The 15,675-nt window shown below is 38.0% G+C and carries 16 protein-coding genes; 14 read left to right on the plus strand and 2 right to left on the minus strand.

What is annotated here, in order from left to right; all coding sequences use genetic code 11:
- The first annotated feature begins 4 nt into the window (after window positions 1-4).
- From VK91_RS10230 to VK91_RS10275, 10 genes are all read left to right on the plus strand, one after another.
- Window positions 5-877: a metal ABC transporter permease gene (locus VK91_RS10230; RefSeq protein WP_016991662.1), complete on the plus strand. Its 873-nt coding sequence runs from the start codon at window positions 5-7 to the stop codon at window positions 875-877.
- Window positions 874-1,743 carry a metal ABC transporter permease gene (locus VK91_RS10235; RefSeq protein WP_048392426.1) on the plus strand — a complete coding sequence of 290 codons (870 nt, stop codon included), beginning with the start codon at window positions 874-876 and terminating at the stop codon, window positions 1,741-1,743. Before VK91_RS10230 ends, VK91_RS10235 begins: the two co-directional genes overlap by 4 nt.
- A 220-nt stretch (window positions 1,744-1,963) precedes the next feature.
- Window positions 1,964-3,151: an MFS transporter gene (locus VK91_RS10240; RefSeq protein WP_048392427.1), complete on the plus strand. Its 1,188-nt coding sequence runs from the start codon at window positions 1,964-1,966 to the stop codon at window positions 3,149-3,151.
- Between the two features lie 153 nt (window positions 3,152-3,304).
- Entirely contained in the window at window positions 3,305-4,573 is a 1,269-nt protein-coding gene (locus VK91_RS10245; protein ID WP_048392428.1) for an MFS transporter, read from the plus strand.
- A gap of 16 nt (window positions 4,574-4,589) precedes the next feature.
- Window positions 4,590-5,081 carry a kinase gene (locus VK91_RS10250; protein ID WP_048392706.1) on the plus strand — a complete coding sequence of 164 codons (492 nt, stop codon included), beginning with the start codon at window positions 4,590-4,592 and terminating at the stop codon, window positions 5,079-5,081.
- Between the two features lie 339 nt (window positions 5,082-5,420).
- Window positions 5,421-6,209 carry a lipid II flippase Amj family protein gene (locus VK91_RS10255; RefSeq protein WP_048392708.1) on the plus strand — a complete coding sequence of 263 codons (789 nt, stop codon included), beginning with the start codon at window positions 5,421-5,423 and terminating at the stop codon, window positions 6,207-6,209.
- A gap of 141 nt (window positions 6,210-6,350) precedes the next feature.
- The gene (locus VK91_RS10260) at window positions 6,351-7,025 is read left to right on the plus strand and encodes a response regulator transcription factor (RefSeq protein ID WP_048392429.1); all 675 of its coding nucleotides are present in this window, start codon (window positions 6,351-6,353) and stop codon (window positions 7,023-7,025) included.
- Window positions 7,022-8,383 (plus strand): cell wall metabolism sensor histidine kinase WalK, encoded by a 1,362-nt coding sequence (locus VK91_RS10265; RefSeq protein WP_048392430.1) that lies wholly within the window; start codon window positions 7,022-7,024, stop codon window positions 8,381-8,383. Before VK91_RS10260 ends, VK91_RS10265 begins: the two co-directional genes overlap by 4 nt.
- 163 nt (window positions 8,384-8,546) lie before the next feature.
- A complete protein-coding gene (locus VK91_RS10270) occupies window positions 8,547-9,509 on the plus strand; it encodes an alpha/beta fold hydrolase (RefSeq protein ID WP_082148135.1) in 963 nt (320 codons plus the stop codon).
- 177 nt (window positions 9,510-9,686) lie between these two features.
- Window positions 9,687-10,559, plus strand: coding sequence for a DMT family transporter (locus tag VK91_RS10275; protein ID WP_048392431.1), 873 nt, complete (start codon window positions 9,687-9,689; stop codon window positions 10,557-10,559).
- 19 nt (window positions 10,560-10,578) lie between these two features.
- Here the strand turns inward: VK91_RS10275 and VK91_RS10280 are convergent, their stop codons facing one another.
- The gene (locus VK91_RS10280) at window positions 10,579-11,265 is read right to left on the minus strand and encodes a helix-turn-helix transcriptional regulator (RefSeq protein ID WP_048392432.1); all 687 of its coding nucleotides are present in this window, start codon (window positions 11,263-11,265) and stop codon (window positions 10,579-10,581) included.
- A gap of 88 nt (window positions 11,266-11,353) precedes the next feature.
- Here VK91_RS10280 and VK91_RS10285 point away from each other — a divergent pair, with 88 nt between their 5' ends.
- From VK91_RS10285 to VK91_RS10300, 4 genes are all read left to right on the plus strand, one after another.
- Window positions 11,354-11,662, plus strand: coding sequence for an antibiotic biosynthesis monooxygenase (locus tag VK91_RS10285; protein ID WP_048392433.1), 309 nt, complete (start codon window positions 11,354-11,356; stop codon window positions 11,660-11,662).
- 25 nt (window positions 11,663-11,687) lie between these two features.
- Window positions 11,688-12,518, plus strand: a complete 831-nt coding sequence (locus VK91_RS10290; protein ID WP_048392434.1) for a CbrC family protein — start codon at window positions 11,688-11,690, stop codon at window positions 12,516-12,518.
- 24 nt (window positions 12,519-12,542) lie between these two features.
- Window positions 12,543-13,652, plus strand: a complete 1,110-nt coding sequence (locus VK91_RS10295; RefSeq protein ID WP_048392435.1) for a PA2928 family protein — start codon at window positions 12,543-12,545, stop codon at window positions 13,650-13,652.
- A gap of 93 nt (window positions 13,653-13,745) precedes the next feature.
- The gene (locus VK91_RS10300; protein WP_048392436.1) at window positions 13,746-14,036 is read left to right on the plus strand and encodes a hypothetical protein; all 291 of its coding nucleotides are present in this window, start codon (window positions 13,746-13,748) and stop codon (window positions 14,034-14,036) included.
- Window positions 14,037-14,149: 113 nt separating this feature from the next.
- Here the strand turns inward: VK91_RS10300 and rpoN are convergent, their stop codons facing one another.
- Complete coding sequence (gene rpoN / locus VK91_RS10305) at window positions 14,150-15,469, minus strand: RNA polymerase factor sigma-54 (protein WP_231595626.1); 1,320 nt, start codon at window positions 15,467-15,469, stop codon at window positions 14,150-14,152.
- Window positions 15,470-15,675 lie beyond the last annotated feature (206 nt).

Consider the following 15,675-nt stretch of genomic DNA (forward strand, 5'->3'; position numbering starts at 1 on the left):
CATAATGTTAAGCGGTAACTTATTGTGGGTACTTAGTGGAACGATGTTACTTGGCATTGCAGCAGGCATCACAGGCACGTTCTCCTTCTTACAGAAACAAAGTCTAGTTGGGGATGCTGCTGCGCATGCAGCATTACCAGGTATTGCCCTTGCGTTCCTGCTAACAGGTCAAAAGGAATTGCCAATTTTAATGCTAGGAGCGGGCATTACATCTGCATTATCTGTGTATTGTATTCAATGGATTGTGTCATTTTCAAAAATGAAGGCTGACGCTGCCATTGGATTAGTCCTCACCGTATTTTTTGGTGTTGGTGTTGTATTTTTAACAGTGGTTAACCGTAGCCCACTGGGGAACCAGAGTGGTCTGAATAATTTTATTTTCGGTAAAGCAGCGACGATGACCAAGGCAGATTTAATGTGGCTCTTTATTAGTGCAACCATCATTATTGTGGTCAGTCTCTTGCTTTATAAGGAATGGAAGCTACTGATCTTTGATCCTGTTTATGCAAAAGGGATTGGCTTACCAATAGAGGCTTTAAAGGCAACATTAACGGTTTTAATTGTCATGACAATTGTTACAGGTATACAAGCTGTTGGCGTCATTTTAATGTCAGCTCTATTAATTATCCCTGCTGCCAGTGCCAAGCTATGGACAAAAAAATTGAGCACAATGCTCATTTTAAGTGCCGCGATTGGAGGTATCGCTGGTATAACAGGAACCTTTATTAGTGCGATTCGAACTGGGTTGTCGACGGGTCCGATTATTGTCTTAGTGGCAGCAGGTATATTCTTTCTATCGTATTTTATAAGTCCAGCTGGCCAAATTAGTAAATATCGTAGGAAAATGCAATTTCGAAAGCAGGGTGATGTAGGATGATCGAATTTTGGGTTGTATTCACGGGACTGTTAGTTGGGGTAACTTGTGGAATTGCAGGTGTCTTCCTCATCTTGCGTAGAATGTCCATGATTGCAGATGCGATCAGTCATACAGTGCTCTTTGGCATCGTGATGGCTTACCTTATTACCCAAACGTTGAATGGTTTTTGGATGTTGGTAGGTGCTGCGTTTGCAGGGATTTTAACAGCCTATCTTGTGCAATTATTACATTCTTCTGGTATTCAAGAAGACGCAGCGATAGGCGTAGTGTTTACATCTCTGTTTGCAGCAGGTGTTCTCCTCATCACCTTATTTGCAGGCAATGTGCACTTAGATGTTGAGCATGTTTTAATGGGAGAAATTGCTTTTGTTCCTTGGGATAAATGGACATTGCTTGGGCTGGCAATGCCTAAGGCAGTATGGATGCTCTTACTCGTCCTCGTCATTAATATTGCGTTCCTACTCCTATTCTTTAAAGAAATGAAGCTTGCAACGTTTGACCCTGTGTATGCAGCAACCATTGGCATTCCCGTTGTCTTTCTTCATTATGGCTTTATGACATCGATTTCGTTTACAACAGTGGCAGCTTTTGATAGTGTAGGGGCCATTTTAGTGGTTGCCATGTTGATTGGGCCAGCTGCTACCTCCTATTTAATCAGCAAGACGATTAAGCAAATGTTCGTCTATAGTATGCTGTTTGGAGCTGCTGCTTCCGTCATTGGCTATTATTTAGCGAAATTTTGGGATACCTCTATAGCAGGTATGATGGCAACAACAGTTGGCTTCATTTTTATCGTGACGTTCATCTGTCAAAAAATCGTTGAGCGTAGAAAAAAAGTACTTGTTCATAAACTAGAAACTTCTTAATGAAAAACGTCGTTTGATACGCCCATCAAACGATGTTTTTTCTTTTGAGGACAAGTTCAAACTTTTGAATGAGTACTACTTCTAGGAAAAATAGTATACTCGTTAAGATAAACTAGAAAGAGAAAGAATAGTAGCATCTAGCAAATTTTTCTATATTTTTATGTACGAATATTTAAAATTTTGTTACGATAAATTTTATGATAGCAACAAGGAGAACAGCATGTGGAGAAATCGAAACGTATGGATTATTTTATTAGGTGAATTTGTCGTAGGTCTCGGCTTATGGGCTGGCATTATTGGCAATTTAGCCTTTATGCAAGAGGTAGTACCTTCTGACTTTCACAAATCATTAATTATTTCTTGTGGTATTTTAGCAGGCTTAGTTGTTGGTCCAATGGCAGGACGTATCATTGACCAATCGAAGAAAAAAACGGTTGTCCAGATGGCGAGTATCGGACGCATCATCAGTGTTTTATTTATGTTTATCGCACTTTATACTAATTCGGTCATTTGGATGATTCTATTTTTAATCACGCTGCAAATAGCAGCAGCATTTTATATGCCTGCCTTGCAATCTATTATTCCCATGATTGCGAAGGAACAGGATTTAATTACATTAAATGCTTGGCAAATGAATGCGAGAACCATTTCAAGGATCATCGGTACAGCCGCTGCCGGGTTTATGCTCAGTTTTTTTGAGTTAAAATGGTTATATATTATTTCATTTATTGTCTATTTAGGCATGTTTGTCATTACTAGTTTATTGCAATTGGATGAAGCATCTACTGAAACGATGACAAACAAAGAAAAAGGGAATTTTAAAGAAGTGTTACCGATGATCAAAGAGCATCCAGTCGTCTTGATGACGCTTGTCTTAATGTTAATTCCTACATTATTTTTAGGCTCTTTTAATTTAGTGATTATGAAAATATCTGAAATTCATCAATCTACCACAATTTCAGGATTATTGTATACGGTGGAAGGTATCGGATTTATGCTTGGTGCAGCTGGTTTGAAAATGATTGCTGACCGTGTACAAATGGGTACACTGCTTTTTTCATTAGCCTTTATTATCGGCTCAATGGAGCTCCTATTATTACTGGCAGAGACTCCATTTTTCGCTTTAGTGGCATTTGGCGTTTTTGGCTTTTCAGTTGGCTGTTTTTTCCCAACGACAATGGTAATTTTCCAAAAACAAGTACCCAAACAGTTTCATGGACGCTTTTTCTCATTCCGCAACATGATTGATTCCGTCGTCTTTCAAATCGTGCTTTTATCAACAGGTATGATGCTAGATTTAATTGGTTTAAGTGGTATGGGACTTATTTTCGGAATCATAAGCTTAAGTTTAACCACTACTTTCTTATTTTACGCTAAGAAAAAGAATGTCGTTATGCATGCACATTAATATCATGTCCTTTATGCATGACACCAATTGGGGCATACGATAGAGGTATAAAAAGATGGTAGCATAGGAAAGGAACTGTCTAGATGGAGACGGTTCCTTCTTCATTAATTCAAGTAATCTTGTTTGATATACATAGAGAAAGAAGGTTGAAAAATGGTTGAAAAATCTCAAGAGTCAATAGCGTCCTATATTGAGTCACCAGAAAAACTAAAAAACCTATATAGGCGTGTACTGATAGTTGTTAGCTTATCCCAAATTTTTGGGGGAGCTGGACTTGCGGCGGGTATAACGGTAGGCGCTCTACTGGCACAACAAATGCTTGGAACGGATGCCTATGCAGGTGTACCCTCTGCATTATTTACGTTAGGCTCTGCGGGTGCCGCTTTCATTGTAGGAAAACTATCTCAGCGTTATGGTCGCCGCATAGGCTTATCAACAGGTTTTATAGTGGGTGGACTTGGTGCAATAGGTGTAGTCCTTGCTACTTTAATGAATAGTATTGTGTTATTGTTTGCCTCTCTATTAATCTATGGAGCTGGTACGGCAACTAATTTACAGGCACGTTACGCTGGGACAGATTTAGCCAATAATAAGCAACGTGCTACGGCGATTAGTACAACCATGCTTATGACCACGTTTGGTGCTGTTTTAGGTCCGAATTTAGTAGAATGGATGGGAAAAGTGGCGCTGTCTATCGGTATTCCAGCTCTAGCGGGTCCATTTCTATTATCTGCTTTGGCCTTTATTATGGCGGGGCTTGTATTGTTTACTATGTTGCGTCCTGACCCGCTAGAAATAGCGAAAGCCATAGAGGCACATAAGCAAAGAATGAACAAAGAAAATCAAACACCATCCATGCCTATATCTAGCAATAAAAGAGGCCTAGCGGTAGGAGCAACAGTTATGGTCCTGACACAAATTGTCATGGTGGCCATCATGACAATGACCCCTGTACATATGAAACATCATGGACATGGATTAGCCGAGGTTGGTATTGTGATAGGGTTTCATGTAGGTGCTATGTATCTGCCATCACTTGTCACAGGTATTCTTGTTGATAAAATCGGACGTACAGCAATGAGTATAGCTTCAGGTATTACGTTGCTACTCGCTGGCGTAGTGGCTGCATTTGCACCAAGCGATTCAATGGTGCTACTCATTGTGGCACTTTCTTTACTGGGATTAGGTTGGAACTTTGGCTTAATTAGTGGAACTGCTCAAATTGTTGATGCGACGGAGCCTTCTACCCGTGCAAAAACACAGGGCAAGATGGATGTTTTTGTGGCATTGGCAGGTGCATCAGGTGGTGCGCTATCAGGTATGGTAGTGGCGAATTCAAGCTATGCAGTGTTGTCCTTAGCAGGAGGGCTATTGTCGTTAGTATTGATTCCTGTTGTCATTTGGTCTAGGAGAGCAGCTTAAAAAGGAGAAGGGGAAATTGGACTCTAAGCTAATTATTATTCGAGGAAATTCAGGTAGTGGGAAAACGACAATTGCAAAGAAACTTCAGCATCATCTTGGACATGGTACACTTTTGATTGCGCAAGATGTTGTCCGACGTGATATGTTAAAGGTGCATGATCGAGAAGGCAATCTTTCTATTGAATTAATTCGTCAAATCGCAGAGTATGGTAAAGGTCGTTGTGAAGTTGTCATTGTAGAAGGAATATTATATGCCAGTCGTTATGGAGCTATGTTAAAAGATTTAATCCACTTCTATGATCAGAAGGCCAATACTTATTATTTTGATTTATCTTTTGAGGAAACCGTTATTCGTCATCATTCTAGCTCCAAAAAAAATGACTTCGGGGAAGATTCTTTACGTGCTTGGTGGAATCCGCATGATTATCTTGGGGTGGATGGTGAAACGCTCCTGACGGAAGAGATGTCACAGGATGATCTATTAAAATTAATGGTAAAGCAACTGTAGAAGTAACAAAAAACTTACCCTTTCTTAGGGTAAGTTTTTTCATAGTGTTGAAAAATTTCCGTGTAGGTTACATGCTTTCCTCTGGGCGAACACAGCTCCGTTTAGAGGTTACCTGTATCGCTATTCAAGAAGATTCAAGTAGCCTACCACTCCAAACAATTAAAATATTTCTCTTTTAGAAAAAATTTTCAAATAAAACAAAGGTGTTCACTACTCTTTATGGCGAGGACAGCACATTTTTTCAATTGGAACTATTTTATTGAATAAGCGTTACAATATTTAATCGTTAGAAAGCAAAGAGTAGGTACATATGTGGATTTAATAACAGAAAAATTAATCATGATTGCTTTATTTATTTTAATCATTCATGCGATTGAAACGCTTGCATATGCAGTTCGTTTATCAGGAGCACGTGTCAAATTACTAGCTTCGGCTTTATCTCTTTTTAATGTAATGGTCATGGTGTCGAGGTTAGCCAATATGATGCAACAACCATTCACAGGGAGCCTTGTTGATACAGCACCTACGGAGAATGCGATGGCATTTGTAGAACATCAATTTCGACTAATTATTGGAGCGGCTTCGCTTGGAACAATAGTAGGAATCTTACTTATCCCCACCTTTGTAGCCATTTTTTCAAGAGCTATCGTTCATTTGGCTGAGGAAAGAGGTTCAATCCCCGCTTTATTGAAAAAGGGCTTTACATTTGACTATGTAAGACGGGGGATTAAGCATATTCATACACCAAATTTTAATTATTTAAAAGGCATTCGTCTACAGGATATACCGATTAAATTATTTGTTATCAATATTGTTATTACAGCTATCTATACGATTGGCGTTTTATCTGCATTGTATGCTACATTATTAGTACCAGAATTAAAGACTACTGCTGTTATGGCATCTGGATTAATTAATGGCATTGCAACAATACTATTAATCCTATTCATTGACCCGAAAATATCCATTCTAGCAGATGATGTGATCAATAAGAGAGGAAGCTATTTAGACCTGAAAAGAATGTCTGTTATGATGATGTTCTCCAGATTTTTAGGAACCATTGTGGCACAGTTATTATTGATTCCAGGTGCTCATTATGTTGCATGGTTTGCAAAGTTAATTGCTTGATTAGAACCACTTCCTTTATGTTTTTAGGAAGTGGTTTTTTAGGCCACAGCAATTAATCGTGAGGTGTGGTAGGGGAGAAGTAAAGAAATTATATAGTATAATGTGGGTGAATAATAGATTCGAAAAGAGGGGAACGAATGTATGCCGACGATACTTGTTGCGGATGATGATGCGAACATTCGTGAACTTGTTTGCCTTTTTCTGCGCAAAGACGGGTTCACTACAATGGAGGCAGGAGATGGTAAAGAAGCATTAGCCATCTACGGCTCAACACCTATTGATCTTGTTATACTAGATATTATGATGCCAACGATGGATGGCTGGACACTATGTAAGGAGCTCCGCAAAACGAATACGGATCTTCCTCTCCTGATGCTGACTGCAAGAGGGGAAACATGGGAAAAAGTGAAGGGCTTTGAGCTTGGAACAGATGATTATTTAACAAAGCCATTTGATCCGTTAGAGCTAACTGTACGTGTAAAGGCACTTTTGAAGCGCTACAGGATTGGCCATTCGCAGACCATTCAACTTGGTCAAGTCACGCTGGACCGTCAGACCTATAAAATCATGAGAGGAAAAGATGTTATTTCACTACCGCTCAAGGAATTTGAATTATTATATAAGCTTGCCGAAACACCTGGACAAGTCTATACAAGAGAACAACTGATCGATCAAATTTGGGGGATTGATTATGCGGGAGATAATCGAACCATCGATGTACATATTAAGCGCCTGCGTGAGCGCTTCAACACCATCACTGATTTTCATATCGACACAATAAGGGGTCTGGGCTATAGGCTTGAGGTTGAGGAATGATTAAATCTTTATATACTCGCGTCGTTTTAATCTTTCTAGTTGCTGTCATTGGGGGAACGGTTATCTCTTTTTTCATGGCAACATGGGTATTTAAAGATAAATTAAATGAAAACTTACAAATTCCCTTATTAAATTTTGGACAAGACATGGTACAAATTTTAAACACATTGCCATATCATGAAGCCGATCGTTTTATACGTGATATGCATCAGCTTGAATCCTATCATGTTCGCATTTATGAAGAAACAGGGCAGTTTACAGCTTACGGAAAGCTTCATGGCAATCAGTTAGCCCCTGTAACAATGGAACAAGTGCAAGCTGTACTGGATGGAGAGGTCATTCAAGTAATTCCAAGTGGTATTTCATCCATACTTGTCGGCATACCTCTAACAACTGAAATGGGAACGAGAGCGATGTTTATCCAAACGATTGCTTTACCTTCAACCTCCTTTTCCATCAAGTTGATTCTAAATTTTGCTACTTATGCCCTTGTTATTGGAAGCGTTGTGTTTTTAGTTGCAGCGATGTTTTTAGTCAAGCCAATCAAAAAACTAACACAAGCCACTAAACATATTGCTGGTGGTGATTTCAATGTCGAATTAAATATTAAGCAATCAGGGGAGTTAGGTACGTTGGCTAAAAGCTTTGAAGATATGGCGGAGGAGTTACAGCAGCTAGAGCAAATGAGGAGAGATTTTGTATCGAATGTGTCCCATGAGGTGCAGTCTCCACTTACCTCCATTTCTGGTTACGCATTGGCACTGAAACAAGTTGATGTAACGGATGACGAGAAACACCGTTATCTTGATATCATCATTTCGGAGGCCAATCGAATGTCTAAGATGAGTGATAGCCTTTTAAAGCTGAGCTTACTAGAATCAAAGACACAGCCAATGCATCTCGATACGTTCAGTCTAGATGAACAAATTAGACGTGTCATTGTCTCCCTCCAGCCTCAATGGTCCTCTCGCAATATTGATTTTGAGCTCCAGTTGAAGGCTGTTCGCCTCATGGCTGATTACGATCAATTACATCAGGTATGGACAAATATTCTTACGAATAGTATTAAATTTTCAAGTCCTAATGATACGATTGAGATCAGCATGAAGCAAAGTGCAAATCATGTGATAGTCCGAATAACGGATAGAGGCATCGGGATTTCTTTAGAGGATCAGCAACGTATATTCGAACGGTTTTTCAAGGCCGATCGTTCCCATAGTCACAAGTATGAAGGCAGTGGAATGGGGCTTGCTATCGTGAAGCAAATCGTTTTACTACATCGAGGAGAAATTGAAGTCGAGAGTGAGCTTGGGCATGGAACGACAATGATTGTCAAATTACCTATTACCTTAAATTAAAGAGAGCATGTTACGACTCCTATACAGATGTCGTAACATTTTTTTGTTGTTCATCTTGTGTTCATATTGTCGTCATTCGGAAGACATCTCTCTCCTTTATAGTTGCACTAACAGCTCAAAAGTAGCTGGAATAATCGTAGTAAAGGAGGAGGCACGAGTAAAGGTGAATCCCTCTCGTGCATCAAACATGAAAAAATTTATGCGTGTTTTACTGAAATCAATGGCAGTCCTAGGTATATCCATTGTGGGGCTACTTGTCATTGTTTTTACAATAAACATTATTTGCAACAAGATAGAGCAAGGAAAAATAGAACCCTATGGTCAGCTCGTCTCCGTGAATGGGGAAAAAATGAATGTCACCATTCAAGGTAAGGGTGCTGAAACCATCGTATTACTACCAGGCTTCGGTACTGCAGCACCAACGCTCGACTTTAAGCCATTGATAGATGAACTAGCTCCCTATTATAAGATCGTTTCAATAGAGCCCTTTGGCTATGGCTTAAGTGAGGATACAGCTAAAGAACGAAGCACAGAGAATATTGTTAGTGAAATCCATGAAGCTTTACTGGAGTTAAAGATTGATCGGTATATGCTAATGGGACATTCGATAGCAGGCATCTATGGACTCGATTATGTTAATAAATATCCGAATGAGGTAACTGGATTTGTCGGGATTGATAGCAGTGTCCCTACACAGGGGGGGATGGACACGAAGTTTCCAATTAAGTCGTTACAGCTGCTAAAAAAATCAGGGATTGCAAGAATTCTTATAAAATTTTCAGATGATCCCTATGCAGGTCTTCCGTATGATGATGACACAAAAGAGCAAATTAGGATGATTACACTCAAAAACTTTTATAATACAAGTACTTCAAATGAATTAGAACATATTAGCAAAAATTTCACGGCAGCCAAAAATCTTACATTCCCTAAAGATTTACCTCTTCTCTTATTTGTCCAAGCGAAAAGTGGTGGAGTTGAAAAGAACTGGATACCGCTGCATGAAGAACAAGTCAAACATTCCGTATACGGCAAAGTAATCACACTGGATGGGGATCATTACTTACACCATACAAAATCGGAGGAAATCGCAGACAACGTCAGATCGTTTATGCAAAATAAATAATCCATAGTTTCTTACCTCTTTGCTTTTGGAGGTAAGATTTTTTAATACTATCCTCTTCCTTACGAAATCTTATAAAATCTTTCAATTGAGTTGTAATCCATACTTCGATGAGCATTGAAATACTTCCTGATTATAATGTACGTAGAACAATTATTCTATCAGGTAAGGAGCTATTGGATGAAAAATTATCAATTTATTGCTTTATTAGTAGTAACGACCTTTTTAATGGGTTCATCATTTGCCATTGTTAAATTAGGCTTACCGTATGCCTCGCCTTTATTATTAGCTGCACTTCGCTTTATATTGGCTGGTATAATCATGGCTATCGTTGTTATCATCTTGAAGAGACCTCATCCTATTACAAGGAGGGAGTGGTTCAAATTATGCATGATCGGGAGCTTTCAAACAGCAGGTGTGATGGGGTGTATTTTTTTAAGTCTCCGCACCATTACGGCAAGTGAGTCTTCTATTTTAACATTTACAAACCCATTACTAGTTGTAATTTTTGCCACCATTTTCATGAAAGTGTCCTACCGTTTCTATCAATGGATCGGGGTTTTGTTTGGCTTAATCGGGGTGATGATTACGATGGGGGCACAAGTTGAATTGAAAGTAGGCATCCTTTTTGGCTTGCTATCAGCTGTTTTTTGGGCTACTGCCACCTTGTTAGTGAAAAAATGGGGCGTGTTATTTGATACGTGGGTTTTATCTGCTTATCAGATGCTATTTGGAGGCTTACTCTTATTACTAGGAAGCGCATTGTTAGAACAGCCATTTTTTATTGTGAATCCACAATCGTTATTGATTCTGTTGTGGCTTAGTATTTTTTCCTCGATCATACAATTTGCAGGGTGGTATTATCTTCTGCAAAATAGTGATCCAGGAAAAACAAGTGCCTATTTATTTTTAGCTCCTTTTTTTGGCGTATTAACAGGCTGGGTGTTATTGGAAGAACCGTTAAAACCATCACTAATGGTTGGCGGCTTATTCATCATCATGGGCATTTATTTAGTAAACCGAACTTTTAGTGGAGAAAGGGCTAGGAGATAACTCCGTGCCCTTTCCTAATTTACAAATCTAAATGAAAGACCTCTTTAAAGCCTATTTTCCCTTTCTCCGTCACTTTAATGGCGCGAATAGAGGGAACTCGTAAAAGCCAACCAAGGTTGAAAAATTGATTTAATAGCTCACAGCCTAGTGCACCAGCTAAATGATAACGCCGTTCACTCCAATCTAAACAGGCATGAGAAAAGGATCGTCGTTTTCTCTTTAAAGCAGTTAAATCGATTCCGAATGTCGTAAAAAATAATATGCCCTCATCTGTCAGGACAAATTGTTTACCCTCCAATGTAAGATAGCCTGCGTTCAGCATCGATTCCGTTAATTGGACACCCAATTTACCAGCAAGGTGATCATAGCAAGTTCTAGCATTCTGTAATAACTTGATTTGGCTCGATTGCTTTAATGAACGTACTTCAGGTGGTGGAGAGATGGCTAGGAATGACTCTAAAAATTGAGCAATGTCCTCACCAGCCAATTGAAAATAACGATGACGACCCTGTTTTTCAACTTTTATCAGCTTTCCTTCTACTAATTTAGCAAGATGAAAGCTAGCAGTTTGTGGTTTGATGGCAGCCATATATGCTAGTTCACTAGCCGTATGAAAACGACCGTCCATCATACTAGCAAGTATGGTTGCCCTTGACGTTTCACCAAGAAGTGCCGCTATTTCTGCCATGTTTGGATTAATTCCCATCCTGTCACAATCCTTTCAGTGTCCTATATTTAGATTTTAGTCAAAGTCATTATGGTTTACAATAAAAGTAATAGAGGAGGAGAAATAAATGGAAACATATTATGCAGTGATTTTTACATCGCAAAGAACTGAGCAAGATGGGGATGGCTATGGCAAGATGGCTGATCTAATCGAAGCCTTAGCACAGCAACAGCCTGGTTTCATTCGTGTTGAAAGTGTTAGAAATGAGGAAGGAAAGGGCATAACGGTGTCTTATTGGGAATCGCTAGAGGCTATCCAAGCATGGAAAGACAATGCCAAGCATTTAACAGCACAACAATTGGGTAAAGACAAATGGTACACAAACTATAAAGTGGAAATCTGCCAAATGATAAAAGATTATTCATTTGCCAAATAGCAAGTGAGAAGGAGGCTTATTTTTTATGACGATTGTGGAAGAATGGCACGAACTAAGACAAAAATTTAATCCTTCCAATCCGATAACCATTAATCAAATGCATATTTTTAAAGATCAATTAAAGCAGGTTCAACAAACAGAAGAAACATTAAGGATATTAGTAGAGGTCTACTGTTTACTTAGGATGTATCCTGAGGCATATCAGTTATTTACTGTCATTATGAATAAAGACGATAAAAAGGATCGAAAAAAGTATGGCGTTCTCCAGACCTACATAGATAAACCAAATTCGGTGAATCCTCTGCTGCCAAGAAAAATTAGAGACCATCAGCAGCTTAAAACGAAAATTCCAACGTTTAAATATCTACCAAACCCTCTAGAGGCTGAAATTTTTGAAACAGATGAAATCGTTGTATGTGATTGTTGCGAGCAAGAAGTGGATGTCTATTATACTGGTGGTATTTATGCAATTGAGGAAGTAGATTATCTTTGTCCTTCCTGCATCCATAGTGGGGAAGCAGCTCAAAAATATGATGGTTCTTTCCAGCAAGACTTAATGGATGATGAACAGGTTACGAACCCCAAGTTTGCTGAGGAAGTACTCTTTCGGACGCCTGGCTATGTAAGCTGGCAGGGCAATAATTGGGTGGCACATTGCTCTGACTATTGTGCGTTTATCGGCTATGTTGGTTGGCGTGACTTAGTAGAGCTAGGAATTGAGGATCAATTTGATAATTATACTGGCTTTTCAAAAGAAGAACTTTCTGCATCCTTAATTAACAATGGTCATCATCAAGGCTATTTATTTCAATGCTTGGAATGTGACCGTTATGTGCTTTATTCAGATTTTAGTTAATCGTTGTTTGAGGGGGGTAGAGAAGTGGAACAATTTCTACAACGATATATCGATTCATGGCGTTTAAATGGTTGGCTTATCCACGATATTTTTTTCTGCATCGTGCTAGGTACGGGACTTCTACTATTTTTGTTTATCGTCATGAAACGAAAACGACTCGTTATTTCTAGCATTTTGCTCATTGCCTTTTTATTCGTCAGTAATCTATTAATGATTGTTTTTGGCTTAGCGGGGAGAGGCTTTCCCATCAAATCCGATTCGCCGATTTATACAGATGATTCACAAAGCATTGCTGTTCAAATGGTGCAAGGCTCAGAAAATAATGGGACATCGAATGGAATTACGCATTTAATCGCACACCATCTCCTAGTAGCTGTGAATTTACAAACAGGTGAAAAGCAATGGACAAAATCAGCTTCCTATAAAGAAACACTGCTTGGGGAATTTATGGGGGGTGTTCTTGTCCATCATCGTGATGATGAGTTTGGTCAATTATCCTTGGTAGATATGGAAACAGGCAAAGAACTACTTTCTAAAAAAGATTTTCGAACGCAACATCCGTCATTAATAGCGATATTGAGCAATAATGCACATCAAATGGCTGTCCTAGAGAACCATTTATATTTGGAAGGGGTCGATGGCAAATTCTATCGCTTTGATGGTAAAACATTAAGTGAGGATTCGAAGGCTCAAGATTACCTATCTGCCCGTTTTTTCATCGAGACAGAGTTGCCGGGCTATTTTGCTACACATCCACAGCCTGTAGAGGATTATCAGACCATTCGCGATTTTAGTCAAGCTGTCCTAACCGAGCCAGCCATTCAAGCCTATGAAAATTTACAACCAAAAGTGGTGGATGTAGATATCATAGAAAAAACGGCTCTTGTTTCATATCGGCAAACACAGCGAGAAAGTGCTGAACACATGTTATTGCTCTATGATATGAACAAACATCAGGTATTGTGGGAACGCAATATTGGCATCATTAATTCCCAACAACAACAGCCCACTGTTCGGACATTAGAGAATAGCTACGTCATTCAAGCTGGTGATAGATTACTAGTATTCGATAAAGAAACGAAAAAGAGGTCTGTTCACTATCATCTACGTTGGAATCGTCCTATTGATGAGTGAAATCTACTGGAAAAATCGTTCTTTTTTTGATTCGCCAAAAAAGGAGTATAATTTAATAGGAAGAAACTCTTTTTAAAAGGACGGCGTGCAAATATGAATGAACAATTAGTAGATTGGATTATACGCTTTCAAAGGGATAAGGATATTGAAGCACTGGCCCATTTAAAAGATTATTGTTATGAGATGATCGAACCTTTGATGGAAGAATTTACGATGAAGTATGGCGAAGAAGCAGGCGAGTTATTACGCCTAAAGTGGGATAAACGATTTTATTTTATATTTACAAAATATCAAGTGAATGTAGGGCTACCTCTAGAGACATTTGTAAAAAATACGTATCGTTTTTATTTCATGCAGGTGTTACAAAAGGCTGGTTATAAGTAATAGAAAAAACCCTTCATTTGGGAACTGACTATCGTTTTTGAGACAGTCAATCCCATAATGAAGGGTATTTATTTTGTCTTTATACTCTTATAAGTAACTGATAATAAAGTTTTTTATAAATAAATGCGTTTAGATGAATTGGCTATGTTCAATTCTTTACGATATTTTGAAACTGTGCGTCGTGAAATTCGAATACCCTCAGTTTCTAATTTTTCAGTTAGTTGTTGATCTGATAAAGGAGTTTTTCTATTCTCATTTTCTACTAATTCTTTAATGCGACTTTTTATATAGGACACAGAATCAAGCTTTCCTGAATCGTTGATAATTCCTTTTGTAAATAAAGACTGGAGTGCAAAGATTCCATGTGGTGTACGGATAAATTTATTTTTAACCGCACGACTTATGGTGGATTCATGCATATTTAATGCTTGGGCAACATCTTTTAAACGCATAGGAGATAAGGCTTTTATTCCATGTTCAAAGAATGAAGCTTGTAAATCAAGAAGTAATCGTGTCAGGCTGTATAAAGTTTTATCACGTTGAGCTATTCCTTGCGTTAAAGCTATAATATCGTTCATGCATTGTTGGTAATAGGTATAATCTTCAACGGACTCTTTTAATAGATCTACGTAATCTTGATTAATTTCTATTTTAGGTAAAAACCGATTATTTAGTTCTATTATCCATTCCCCATTCAATTTGCTAATGATTATATCAGGTATAATATACGCGCTAGTAGCATTATTATCCAATGAAGCTGGAATGGGTTTTAGGTTTCTTATATATAGAATTGTTCTTTGAGTTTCTTCTATTGAAATGTCGTAAGTTGTACTTAACAATTTAATTGATAAATTAGCTACTTGTTCTAAATGATGTTGAATGAATGGAGCTGCAAATGGTGGGGCTTCTATATCATTGTAAATTTGAATTAATAAATACTCTTTCATATTTCTAACGCCAACGCCAAGAGGTTCGAATGTTTGTAATAGATCTAACAGTGTATTTATATGGTCTAAAGAGATGTTAAATGATTTAGCAACTTTGGATAAATCTACATTTAAAAATAGATGTTCATCGAGGTTATGTATGAAATATTTTAAAATTTCTCTGTCATGTGGTGTAAGATTTAGATGTAAAGGTATTTGATCGAGTAGTTGGGTAATATATGAATGTTGCTGTGTTAATCGAGTTTGAATGAAATCATACTGTTGCTTTTGCTTAGGTTGAATACCTTTTATGGACATTGTGGCAAGGTCTACAATATCCTTTGTGTGATTCATGTTTTTCTCAATGACAGTTAATAGTGGATTTTCATTTGATTTCTCATAAATATGTTGTTCTAATTCGGAGCTGGAGTATTGTAGTAGTTCCAATTGATGAATGAGTTCAGTTGTCAACGTTTGAGTAATTTGTTGTGAGACGTTTAAATTCATTTTCAAGGGAATCACCTCATTTTCTCTATGTAATGTTATTATTATCTAATCTACAAATTTTGTCTATAATGGATCAGATATTTAGTAAAAAAACATAATGCTTAAAGGTAAATAGTTCTTACAATGAGTAGGAAAGCAGATAAAGATCAATGACGTTGTTGAATGAGATAAACTTCTTATTTAGAGGATGATATAGAATATAGACA

Source organism: Lysinibacillus sp. LK3, assembly GCF_001043675.1.
GTDB classification, from domain to species: domain Bacteria; phylum Bacillota; class Bacilli; order Bacillales_A; family Planococcaceae; genus Lysinibacillus; species Lysinibacillus capsici.

Bases quoted from the DNA above. Each gene is read 5' to 3' on its own strand.
- VK91_RS10230 (WP_016991662.1), top strand. From the start codon at position 5: ATGTTAAGCGGTAACTTATTGTGGGTACTTAGTGGAACGATGTTACTT.
- VK91_RS10235 (WP_048392426.1), top strand. From the start codon at position 874: ATGATCGAATTTTGGGTTGTATTCACGGGACTGTTAGTTGGGGTAACT.
- VK91_RS10240 (WP_048392427.1), top strand. From the start codon at position 1,964: ATGTGGAGAAATCGAAACGTATGGATTATTTTATTAGGTGAATTTGTC.
- VK91_RS10245 (WP_048392428.1), top strand. From the start codon at position 3,305: ATGGTTGAAAAATCTCAAGAGTCAATAGCGTCCTATATTGAGTCACCA.
- VK91_RS10255 (WP_048392708.1), top strand. From the start codon at position 5,421: ATGATTGCTTTATTTATTTTAATCATTCATGCGATTGAAACGCTTGCA.
- VK91_RS10260 (WP_048392429.1), top strand. From the start codon at position 6,351: ATGCCGACGATACTTGTTGCGGATGATGATGCGAACATTCGTGAACTT.
- VK91_RS10265 (WP_048392430.1), top strand. From the start codon at position 7,022: ATGATTAAATCTTTATATACTCGCGTCGTTTTAATCTTTCTAGTTGCT.
- VK91_RS10275 (WP_048392431.1), top strand. From the start codon at position 9,687: ATGAAAAATTATCAATTTATTGCTTTATTAGTAGTAACGACCTTTTTA.
- VK91_RS10280 (WP_048392432.1), bottom strand. From the start codon at position 11,265: ATGGGAATTAATCCAAACATGGCAGAAATAGCGGCACTTCTTGGTGAA.
- VK91_RS10285 (WP_048392433.1), top strand. From the start codon at position 11,354: ATGGAAACATATTATGCAGTGATTTTTACATCGCAAAGAACTGAGCAA.
- VK91_RS10290 (WP_048392434.1), top strand. From the start codon at position 11,688: ATGACGATTGTGGAAGAATGGCACGAACTAAGACAAAAATTTAATCCT.
- VK91_RS10300 (WP_048392436.1), top strand. From the start codon at position 13,746: ATGAATGAACAATTAGTAGATTGGATTATACGCTTTCAAAGGGATAAG.
- rpoN (WP_231595626.1), bottom strand. From the start codon at position 15,469: ATGAATTTAAACGTCTCACAACAAATTACTCAAACGTTGACAACTGAA.